Here is an 11,034-nt window from a genome sequence, read left to right on the forward strand (position 1 = left end):
CATCACATCCGATGACATCACCCGCCCCAAGCCCGACCCCCAGCCGTACCTCGTGACGGCCGAGCGCCTCCATGTCGATCCATCGCGTTGTGTGGTGTTCGAGGACTCGACCAACGGCGTCCGCTCCGCGCTGGCCGCCGGCTGCCAGGTCATCGCCATCACCACGTCGTTCGACGCCGCCGCCTTGCGGGCCGCCGGCGCGGTCCACATCGCCTCCGGGTTCGCTGAAATTCGTGAATGGCTGTTGGGAGGCTGATTCGATCACGCGGGCACACCTTTACGATCCCCTGGAAAGTCCTATCTTGCGGATTCTCTCCGCTAGAAACGTATCCATTGATCCTGATGACTTCCCCCGCACGACTCTGGCCGATGCTCGCCCTGATGGTGACGCTCCTGCCGGTCCTCCATGACAGCGCCTCCCAGCCCGCCCCAACATCCCTCCGCGTGAGCGAAAACCGCCGGCATCTGGTCACGGCCGATGGGCAACCCTTTTTCTACCTCGGCGACACAGCGTGGGAGCTGTTCCACCGCCTAACGCGTGAAGAAGCCGATCGCTACCTCGAAAACCGGGCATCGGCCGGATATACGGTCGTCCAGGTTGTCGCCCTGGCGGAGCTGGACGGGCTGAACGACCCGAACCCCACCGGCCACCGGCCGCTGATCGACCTGGACCCCACGCGACCCGATGTACAGGACGGACCGGCAAACGACTACTGGGACCACGTCGACTACATTGTCCGCAAAGCCAATGCGCTCGGCCTCGTGGTTGGCTTTTTGCCCACCTGGGGGGATAAGTGGAATAAGAAATGGGGCGTCGGGCCGGAGATCTTTACCCCCGAAAACGCGGAGGTATTTGGTCGATGGGTGGGGGAGCGGTACCGGGACGCCAGTGTGATCTGGATCGTGGGCGGAGACCGACCCATCGAGTCGGACACTCAGCGCGCTATCGTCGAGCGCATGGCACTCGGGCTGCGCGCGGGGGACGGCGGCACGCACCTCATCACCTTCCACCCCACCGGGGGATCGGGGTCGTCGCTGTATTTCCACGACAGCCCCTGGCTCGATTTCAATATGCGCCAGAACGGGCACGTGCTGGAGTTCACCGGGCGGTACGCAACGACGCGCGAAGACTACGATCGCTCGCCCACACAACCGGTCATGGACGGCGAGCCGATCTACGAGGACCACCCCGTGTCCTTCAACGCGAAGGAGCGCGGCCATTCGATCGCCGCCGACGTGCGCCGGCCGTTGTACTGGAATCTGTTTTCCGGTGCCTTCGGGCACACATACGGCAACCACGCCGTCTGGCAGATGTGGGCCCCCGGCCGAGAGCCCATCAACAACCCGCTCATGCCCTGGCACGAAGCCATCGAGCAGCCCGGCGCACGTCAGATGCAGTACGGCCGGTGGCTGATCGAGTCGCGCCCGATGCTCACGCGGGTTCCGGATGACGCCATCGTCGTCGCCTCCGCGATTCCAACCAACATGCCCGGCGAGGGTGTCTACCGGTTCGTGGCGACGCGGGATGAGGAAGGTACCTACGCCATGGTGTATGCCCCGGTGGGCCGGCCATTTAGCGTTCGGATGGATGTGATCAAGGGAGAGAAGGTGCAGGCCTGGTGGTACAACCCACGCAACGGCGAGGCGACATCGATCGGCACATTCGAAAACCGGGGCGAACGGGTGTTCGAGACGCCGGCTCCGGGCGAGCTGCTGGACTGGGTCCTGGTGCTCGACGATGCCGCAAAAGGGTATCCAGCGCCCGGGACGCGAGGGGGATGAACGATCACAAAGGATGTGACAATCTTTGAGTGAATTGCGTGAGGGACTACAGCAATTAGCCGGCGTTTCCTATCTTTCCAGATCGCCGCCGCCCGCTGGCGACGACACCCTACCCTACCGAGAGCTTTATGGTACGACTTATTCGATACGGGAATGTCGCCGCGTTGCTGGCGCTTTTCGCTACCTCGGCCTGCGGCACCACCGGCCCGATGACCACCGAAACCCCGCCGCCCGCCGCGGCCTCTCCGTCGACCGCCGAGTTGGAGGCGCTCTACCAGGCGCGCCTCGAGGGCGCCCGCACCCGCTTCGTCCAGGCCGATGTCAACTTTATGACGGGCATGATCGGGCACCACGCCCAGGCCCTCATCATGTCTGCCCTGGCGCCGACGAATGGCGCCAATCCCACCGTTCAGGTCCTGGCGGCCCGCATCATCAACGCCCAGAAGGACGAGATCGCCCTGATGCAGACGTGGCTCCGCGACCGCGATCAGCCCGTCCCCGAGGTGCATATTTCGGGCACGACCCTCATGGTCCATGGCGCCGGCGACCACTCGGCCCATGCCCACATGCCTGGCATGCTCACCGACGCCCAGCTCCAGGAGCTGGAGGCTGCTCGCGGAGCCGAGTTCGACCGGCTGTTCCTTACCTACATGATCCAGCACCATAGCGGGGCCATCACCATGGTGGACGACCTGTTCGCGGCCGACGGCGCCGGCCAGGATGAGGCTTCGTTTAAGATCGCGTCGGACATCAACGTCGACCAGATTACCGAAATCGCGCGCATGAAAAAGATGCTCGACGCCCTGACCGAAGCCGGCAAAGCGCCCTGAGCCTCTTGAGCCACCGACTATTCTCCGTTCTCCCAACCAAGGAATCTACAATGAAAGGAATATCTACCCTATACAAGGGCGCCTCAGGAATGCTGCGCTCGTATCTCTGGACGCTGATGCTCGTCGCGGCGGCCCTCGGGATTTCCGCCTGCGCCTCCAAACCCATCATGCAGGACGCGGCTCCGGCGATGCCGGCCGCCGCTCCGGCCGTGGCCATGGCGCCCGCCGCGCCGCCCAGCCCGGATCCGCGTGTCGGCCTCAAAGCCGGCCTGTTCGATGCCGGCGAGGCCATCTGGAATATGCGCCTCCTTTCGGCGACGCCGCCGCCGCCGGCGTTTGTCGGCGTGTTCAACTCGGACCTCGCGTTTCAGGGCAACTACGCCTTCCAGGGCAACTACAACGGCGTCCAGATATGGGATATCTCGAACCCCGCGAAGCCGACCCTCGCGAAAGAGTACGTCTGCCCCGCGTCCCAGAGCGACGTGTCGGTCTACGGCAATCTGATGTTCGTCTCGGGCGAAGGCCTCAGCGGCCGGCTCGACTGTAGCGCGGAAGGCGTCCAGGAGGCCGTCAGCCCCATCCGCCTCCGCGGCATCCGCATCTTCGATATATCGGACATCTATAACCTGAAGTACGTGGCCAACGTGCAGACCTGCCGCGGCTCGCACACGCACTCGGTCCTGAAACACCCGGGCGACGACGCCAACGTCTACGTGTATGTCTCTGGCTCGGCTCCGGTTCGGCCGGCGGAAGAAGTGCCGGGATGCTCGGACGCCATGCCGGCGGATGATCCCAATTCGGCCCTTTTCCGCATTGAAGTCATCAAGGTGCCTCTGGCGAACCCCGAGTTGTCCGCTATCGTCAGCTCCCCCCGCATTTTTGAAGACCTCGTCGCCCCGCCCGAACACGGCCTCGCGCCGGATGACCTCGCCGAAATCGAGCAGGCCCGCGCTGCCGGGGCCTTTATCGTAGACCTCATGGGCCAGCCGCGCGTGCTGCCCCCCCGGTTCGTGGGGCCCATGCTGGACGAATTCGTGAAAGCACGTGGCGGCAGCGTCGCCACGGCCGCCGATAGCGCGGCCTTCCGCGAGGCGCTGCCGGCCCTCGTCCGCCAACGCTTCGGCGTTCCGGACGAAGCCGAAAGCGACGGCCCCCAACCGGGTCCGACGCAGTGCCACGACATCACGCTCTACCCGGAAATCGGCCTGGCCGGCGGCGCGTGCGAAGGGTATGGGCTCCTGCTGGATATCAAGGACCCCATCAACCCCATCCGCCTCAGTGCCGTGGCCGACTCGAACTTCTCCTACTGGCACTCGGCCACGTTTAACAACGACGGCTCCAAAGTCCTGTTCACCGACGAATGGGGCGGCGGCGGCGCGCCGAAGTGCCGCGCTACCGACCCGAAGGAGTGGGGCGCGAACGCCAACTTCACGATCGAAAACGGCCAGATGGTCTTCCAGAGCTACTACAAGCTCTCGGCCGCCCAGACGCCCGAGGAAAACTGCGTCGCCCACAACGGCTCGCTGATCCCGATCCCGGGTCGCGACATCATGGTCCAGGCGTGGTACCAGGGCGGCATCTCGATCTTCGACTGGACGGATCCAGCCAACACGGTCGAGATCGCCTACCACGACCGCGGCCCCCTCAACCCCGAACGGATGGATATGGGCGGCAGCTGGTCGGTCTACTGGTACAACGGCCTCATCGTCAGCTCCGAAATCGCCCGCGGCCTGGATATCTTCGAGATCACGCCGAGCGCGCACCTGTCGGAAAATGAGATCGCCGCCGCTAATACGGTGAAGCTGGACTACCTGAACGCCCAGGGCCAGCCGAAATACACCTGGCCGGCTACGTTCTCCCTCTCCCGCGCCTATGTCGACCAGCTCGAACGCTCGAAAGGCCTCGCCGCTGCCCGCATTGCGGCCGTCCGCACGGCCCTCGCCGGCGCCGAACGCGCCTCGGGCTCCGCTCGGAATACGGCACTGACGACGCTCGCGACCGAACTCGACCGCGAAGCCGGCGCCTCCAGCGACGCCGCGAAAGTGCGGATGCTCGCCGGCTCGGTGCGCGACCTGGCGAAGTAAGCGGCTTGAATAAACGGGAAGTAGCGGGCCGGGGGTGTCGCGTCATTCGAACGCTCCCGGCCCGCTTTTTTTCCGGCGCCCGATACGTCACCCATGGCTGAACCCCTCAAAAACCAGTACGGCCCCGAGATCCCGCGGAAGATCGCCGGCATGATCGCCCCGGTGTACCCCGCCTTCGATCGGGAGGGCTTTTTACAGAGCGCACTCGATGGCTACGAGGCGCTCGAACTGCTGCCGCGGGGGCGCCACATCGCCAAGGCCCTGCGCCGGCACCTGCCGGATGAATACCCCGCCGCGATCGACCTCCTCATCGCCTCACTCGGTCCGAAACTCGAGGGCACCGAATCGTTTGGGATGGCGCCGTTTCTGTATCTCCCCCATGTGTTTTTTGTGATGGATTACGGGGTGGATCATTTCGAGCCGTCGATGCGCGCCCAGTACGAAATCACCCAGCGGTTCTCGGCTGAATACAGCATCCGGGCCTATCTGGAGCACCATCCCGAGGCCACGCTCGCCCGGTTACGGCAGTGGGTGGATGATCCGAGCCCACACGTCCGCCGGCTCGTCTCGGAAGGCACCCGGCCCTTGTTGCCCTGGGCCTCGCGGCTGCGCGCGTTTCAGCGGGATCCATCGCCCGTCATCGAACTGCTCGAATTGCTGAAGGACGACCCGGAGCTGTATGTGCGCCGCTCGGTGGCGAATAACCTGAACGATATCGGATAGGATCACCCCGCGCTGCTCGTCGACCTCGCCCGCCGATGGATGGACAACGCCCCGGCGGACCGGCAGTGGCTCGTTCGCCACGCTCTGCGTTCAGCCGTGAAACGCGGCGATCCTGAGGCGCTGGCGGTGCTGGGGTTTGCCGGCGGCGACGCCCTCATCGTTCGGAATGCCCGCATTTCGCCGGAACGTGTCGCCGTCGGCGACTCCGTTACCCTCACCTTCGAACTTGCGAACACGGGCCAGATACCCCAACGCGTGTTGGTCGACTTCGCCGTGCTTTTCGTCAAAGCGAATGGCCGTACAAGTCCCAAAGTCTTCAAGCTTACGACGGTTGAACTCGCTCCAGGTGATTCGGCGCTGCTGAGCAAGTCCCTTTCACTGGTCCAGCGCACCACCCGGAAACACTACCCGGGCCTCCATCGCATCGAGGCCATGCTCAACGGTGTCGTCGCCCCGCTGGGGTCCTTTGAGCTGGAAGCATAGGATCCTGCTTGCATACCACCTCCAGGAGTAGCAGATTTGCGTGTGTTCGTCATCCCCGGCGTGATTGGGAAACGAAGGCTGGCTTGCCAGCCTGACTTACGGAGTAATCCATGCAAGACTCGTTGGTTGTATGGTTCCCCGCTTTCGCGGGGATGACGAGTGGCAGAATGTAGCCACTACCCACCCACCATCACTTCCCGCCACTTTTCCCTTTTCCCTTTTCCCTTTTCCCTTTTCCCTTGATCCCCATGTCCTCTCGCCGCCAGTTCCTCCAGACCGCCGCCCTCGCCGGCGCCGCTGTCGTCGCACCGATCGCGCCGGCGGTTTCCGCCGGATTAGCCTCACCTGCGCCCCGTCGCACCCGCTTCGGCGTCTCCACCTATTCGTTCTGGCGATTCAACGGCCCGAAGGAAGACACCCCGATCGAATCCTGCATCGACCAGGCGGCCGAGATGGGGTTCGACGGCGTCGAGCTGCTGCTCATGCAGATGGCGTCGGAGGACAACGGCTATCTCCAGAACATCAAACGGCGCGCGTTTACGCACGGGCTGGATCTGATGGGCTTCTCCACCCACCAGGGCTTCGTCTACCCGGACGCCGCCAAACGGCAGGAGGAGATCGACAAAACCATCCATCAGATCGAGTTAGCCTATAAACTGGGCATCCCGACGATGCGCCTCAACACCGGTCGCTGGGGCACATCGGCCTCGTTTGACGCCCTCATGGCGAACAGGGGGATCGAGCCTGTATTGGAAGGCTACACAGAAGAACAGGGCTTTGGCTGGGTGATCGACGCCATCGAAAAATGCCTGCCGACCGCCGAGGCGTGCGGCGTGTTGATCGGCCTCGAAAACCACTGGGGACTCGGTCGGACCGCCGAGGGGGTAATGCGTATCGTCGAGGCTATCGACTCGCCCTGGCTCCAGGTTACCATGGATACCGGCAACTTCCTCGAAGATCCCTACGACCAACTCGAACAGCTGGCGCCCCGGACCGTCCTCGTCCAGGCCAAGACGTATTACGGCGGCGGGAAGTGGTACACGCTGGAGCTCGACTACCCGCGGATCGCGGGCATCTTGAAAAAACACGCCTACAATGGCTACATCTCCCTCGAATTCGAGGGCAACGAAGACGCCGCGACGGCTATCCCGAAGAGCCTGGAGTTGCTTCGTTCCGCGTTTGCCTGATTGAGGACGCGACATGGCCATCACATTAGCCGAAGCAGACCGCAACGACGCCGTCGCTTCCATCCAGCGGTACGCGGAGGAAAATCTGGATCAACCGATGGGGGGCCTGGCCGCCGGTGCGCTGCTGGACTACATTCTGGAGGAGATCGGCCCCTCAATCTACAACCAGGCCGTGGCCGACGTGCAGGAGCGGCTTCACGCCCGGCTCGCCGAGATCGATAGCGACCTTCACGAGGAGCCGTTCGGCTACTGGCGGAAGCGCGCCGGCCGGCGTAAACGGTGAATGTCTCAATTCAGCGGATCGATACGCTCACGCCGGCCAGCGATCCACCACTCGAGGGGCTGACCTTCCTGCTCCGCGACGCCATCGACGACGGCGCCTCGGTGGGGTTTCTCTCGGAGTCGAAAGACGAAACGCTGAGGGATTACTGGACGGAAGTACTGGCCGAGTGCGCCGCCGGCCGGCGGCTGGCGCTGGTCGCCTCGCGCGATGGGATGATCCTCGGGTCGGTGCAACTCGTGATGGCAACGCAAGAAAACGCTCCGCATCGCGCCGAGGTGCAACGGTTGCTCGTGCACCGCGATTACCGACGCGCCGGCCTCGGCCGACGGTTGATGGTAGACATTGAGCGCCAGGCGCTGGCGCTGGGCCGGACGCTCCTCCTGCTCAACACACGCAGCGGCGATCCACCCGAACATTTCTACCGTTCCCTGGGCTACCAGGTGGTGGGTGTCGTGCCGGATTTCGCACTGAACCCGGATGGTTCGATGAACGATACGACGATCATGTATCGGAGGCTCACGACGAACAATGACGTTGACGCAACCTCTACCATTTTACTAACCCAATACTAGCACGGAAATGAAATCGACCAGAGCGCGACGCGGTATTCCAGGGTTTTTCCTTCTACTGATCATCCTCTGCTCCACTCCGGCTTCCGCATTCGCGCAATACGGCTGGCAGTGGCAGAACCCGAATCCACAGGGCAGCGATCTCTTCGCGGTAGCTTCCCTCGGCGGGAATACGGCGGTGGCCGTCGGCGCTTTCGGGGCGATTCTCCGAACGACCGACGCCGGCGTGAGCTGGACAGAGATCGATAGCGGCACCACGGCCTCGCTTCGCGGCGTCTCGTTTGCCGATTCGGACCATGGCCTCGCCGTTGACGTCTTCGGCACGCTCCTCCGCACAAGTGATGGAGGATTCACCTGGGAAGCGGAGGATAGCGGGCAGCCGTTCATCATCCTCAATCGGGTTGTCATGATCGATGCATCCACGGCGGTCGCCGTGGGCTCGAGCGGTACTATCATCCGAACGGAAGATGGCGGTGATACCTGGAGCGCTCAGGTCAGCGGCTTTAACAGTACGATCAATGGCGTCGACTTTGTAAATGCCTCGGTCGGGACCGTGGTGGGGACGGGGGGCGCCATCTTTCGGACGGTGGATGGCGGAACGAGCTGGACCTCCCAGCAAAGCAATACGATGGCCTCGCTGGTGGCCGTGGAATTCACCGACGCCAGCACGGGCACCGTCGCGGGCTTCTCCGGCGTCATCCGACGCACCACCGACGGGGGCGCCACTTGGACGGCGCAAACGAGCGGCACAACCGGCGTCATAAACGCCGTACGTTTCTCCGATGCGCTGAATGGCATCGCCGTCGGCGGGGGCATCGTGTGCGGCAATACGATGCGCACGACCGACGGCGGGGCGACCTGGACGATACCGGCCGGCAACTGCGCCATCCAGTCGCTATACGATGTGGTGTTTGACGGGGCCGGGTCCGCCCTGGCCGTGGGCGGCCTGGGTACCACGGCGCGCACAACCGACGGCGGCGTGAGCTGGACGGAGCTGTCGGCCGGCCCATACGACATGTACCACGACGTCTTTTTTACGGACGCCAACACGGGCGTGGTGGTCGGTACAGGCGGTCGGGTCCTCCGCACAAGCGACGACGGGACCACCTGGACGCCGCACTCCGGTTTCACGGTAGCCAACCTGTTCGCCGTCTCCTTCGTCGACGCCTCTACAGGCACGGCCGTCGGCCAGAGCGGCGCCATCTATCGGACCACCGACGGCGGGGCTACCTGGACCTTTCAACAGAGCGGCCTCACCCTCATCCAGTTCCAGGATGTCGACTTCACCGACGCGAACACCGGCACGATCGTCGGCACCGGCGGCACCATCCTCCGCACTACAAACGGCGGCGCCGCCTGGACCCCGCAGTCGAGCGGCATCATACAGACGCTGTACGGGGTGGATTTTGTCGACACGAATGTAGGCACCGCCGTCGGCGTCTCCGTCTCGCAAAAAGGGACGATCCTGCGCACGACCGACGGCGGGGCCACCTGGACGCCCCAGGATAGCGGCGTGACCTGGTTTTTGAATGCCGTATCGTTCGTGGATGCGAACAACGGCTGGGCCGCCGGCGAAAACGGAACCATCATCCGCACCGAAGACGGGGGCGCCACCTGGGGGCCCCAGGTGAGCGGCACGACGAATTCCCTCTATCGCATCCAGTTCACCGACCTCCAGCACGGCACCGCCGTCGGCCGGTTCGGGACGCTGCTTCGCACCACCGACGGGGGGCAGACGTGGGTGAAACAGGTGAGCCGCACCTCGCAAACACTCCGCGGCATCTCGTTTACTGATGCCGACACCGGGACGATCGTCGGTGAATTCGGCAGCATCCTGCGGACGACCTCGGGCGGCGAGCCGGTGCCGGTGAGTGTCGAGGAACGGCCGAATTTCACCCCGGGCTTCACCCTGGAACCGGGATACCCGAATCCATTCCGCGCCAGCACGACACTCGGCGTGGTGCTCCCCACCGCCGGCCCGGTCTCGCTGCGCATCTACGACGTCTTGGGCCGTGAAGTAGCGGTACTGCTGGATGGCGTGTTGCCCGCAGGAAAGCATGTGGCCACGTGGGAGCCACACCATCTCGCCAACGGCCTCTACCTCGCGCGGCTGATCGGCGCCGGCGGGAGTGAAACGGTGAGGCTGGTGCTGATGCGGTGAGCGATGGCGATTACCTGGCCTTTTTTTGAATCTAAACACGCCCTCATATGACCTCCCGTCTCGCCCCTTACTCCTCTCTGTGTTATTGACCCTCACCGCCTGCGTCCAGCCGCCGCCGCGCCTCATCGTCCGAGGCGACGACATGGGCTACGCCCACGCCGGCAACGAGGCCATCATGAAAACCTACACGGATGGCATCGTCACGTCGGTCGAGGTCATCGTGCCGTCGCCGTGGTTTCCGGAGGCCGTTCGTATGCTGGCGGACCACCCCGATCTTGATATCGGCGTCCACCTCGCCATCACGAGCGAGTGGGATAACGTGAAGTGGCGGCCCATGACGCCGGCCCCAAGCCTCCGCGACGCCGACGGCTACTTTTATCCCATGATCTGCCCGAACAAAAACTACCCGGGCTATGAGGATGTCGCCATCGACCGACAGGGCGTCACGGATCTCTGGACCGACCCCCGCATCCGCCAGAAGATCGAGGCCCTGGGCATCGATCTGATCGGGTACGACGACCTGTGAGGGGTTCATCCTCCTCGTACTCAGCGAAGCGGTACTCGTACTCCTACTCGAATCCCCCCGATCAAAACGCCGCCGCGGTGTAGGCATACATGTTCCGAACCGCCGGCGCGAAAAGGCCGGCCGTGTTGTACGGACCGATCGCGGTTTGAATATCCCGCTCGATCGCTGCAACGGCGGCCTTGTCGAGCGCGGGTGCTTCGCGCAATCGGCGATGAAAGTGGGTTATGATATCCCTTAGCCCCGGATCGTTGGCCATTAGCAGGAGGTCGTCGTCCACGCCGGCGTTGATTCGTCGCTCCTCATACGTAATCGCGGCGGCGAAGTAGAGCATCGTCACGGCCGTGAAGAGGCGGAAAGACCCCAACGCGGCGTAGCCGGCATCCACGATCCGATCGACGTGCAGGAG

Annotated in this window: 12 protein-coding genes; 11 read left to right on the plus strand and 1 reads right to left on the minus strand. The window is 64.0% G+C overall.

Going from position 1 to position 11,034, the window contains the following annotated elements; genetic code table 11:
- From SH809_19975 to SH809_20025, 11 genes are all read left to right on the plus strand, one after another.
- Positions 1–256, plus strand: a 256-nt coding sequence (locus SH809_19975) for an HAD family hydrolase (protein ID MDZ4701999.1), incomplete at its 5' end; no start/stop codon positions are given.
- A gap of 86 nt (positions 257–342) precedes the next feature.
- Complete coding sequence (locus SH809_19980) at positions 343–1,782, plus strand: glycoside hydrolase family 140 protein (protein MDZ4702000.1); 1,440 nt, start codon at positions 343–345, stop codon at positions 1,780–1,782.
- A 128-nt stretch (positions 1,783–1,910) separates the two neighbouring features.
- Positions 1,911–2,612 carry a DUF305 domain-containing protein gene (locus tag SH809_19985; GenBank protein MDZ4702001.1) on the plus strand — a complete coding sequence of 234 codons (702 nt, stop codon included), beginning with the start codon at positions 1,911–1,913 and terminating at the stop codon, positions 2,610–2,612.
- Positions 2,613–2,662: 50 nt separating this feature from the next.
- A complete protein-coding gene (locus SH809_19990; protein MDZ4702002.1) occupies positions 2,663–4,696 on the plus strand; it encodes a hypothetical protein in 2,034 nt (677 codons plus the stop codon).
- A gap of 93 nt (positions 4,697–4,789) precedes the next feature.
- A complete protein-coding gene (locus SH809_19995) occupies positions 4,790–5,419 on the plus strand; it encodes a hypothetical protein (GenBank protein ID MDZ4702003.1) in 630 nt (209 codons plus the stop codon).
- A gap of 39 nt (positions 5,420–5,458) precedes the next feature.
- Positions 5,459–5,902, plus strand: coding sequence for a hypothetical protein (locus SH809_20000; GenBank protein ID MDZ4702004.1), 444 nt, complete (start codon positions 5,459–5,461; stop codon positions 5,900–5,902).
- 248 nt (positions 5,903–6,150) lie between these two features.
- On the plus strand, positions 6,151–7,089 hold the full coding sequence (locus SH809_20005) for a sugar phosphate isomerase/epimerase family protein (protein MDZ4702005.1): 939 nt from the start codon (positions 6,151–6,153) through the stop codon (positions 7,087–7,089).
- A 13-nt stretch (positions 7,090–7,102) separates the two neighbouring features.
- Positions 7,103–7,372 (plus strand): DUF2164 domain-containing protein, encoded by a 270-nt coding sequence (locus SH809_20010; protein ID MDZ4702006.1) that lies wholly within the window; start codon positions 7,103–7,105, stop codon positions 7,370–7,372.
- A complete protein-coding gene (locus tag SH809_20015; GenBank protein MDZ4702007.1) occupies positions 7,369–7,944 on the plus strand; it encodes a GNAT family N-acetyltransferase in 576 nt (191 codons plus the stop codon). Before SH809_20010 ends, SH809_20015 begins: the two co-directional genes overlap by 4 nt.
- Positions 7,945–7,951: 7 nt before the next feature.
- A complete protein-coding gene (locus SH809_20020; protein MDZ4702008.1) occupies positions 7,952–10,102 on the plus strand; it encodes a YCF48-related protein in 2,151 nt (716 codons plus the stop codon).
- Between the two features lie 79 nt (positions 10,103–10,181).
- Positions 10,182–10,628: a ChbG/HpnK family deacetylase gene (locus SH809_20025; GenBank protein ID MDZ4702009.1), complete on the plus strand. Its 447-nt coding sequence runs from the start codon at positions 10,182–10,184 to the stop codon at positions 10,626–10,628.
- Positions 10,629–10,689: 61 nt separating this feature from the next.
- Here the strand turns inward: SH809_20025 and SH809_20030 are convergent.
- Positions 10,690–11,034 (minus strand): hypothetical protein (locus tag SH809_20030; GenBank protein ID MDZ4702010.1); only part of this gene is annotated, 345 nt, incomplete at its 5' end.

The sequence above is a fragment of the Rhodothermales bacterium genome, from assembly GCA_034439735.1.
In the GTDB taxonomy this organism is placed as follows: Bacteria; Bacteroidota; Rhodothermia; order Rhodothermales; family JAHQVL01; genus JAWKNW01.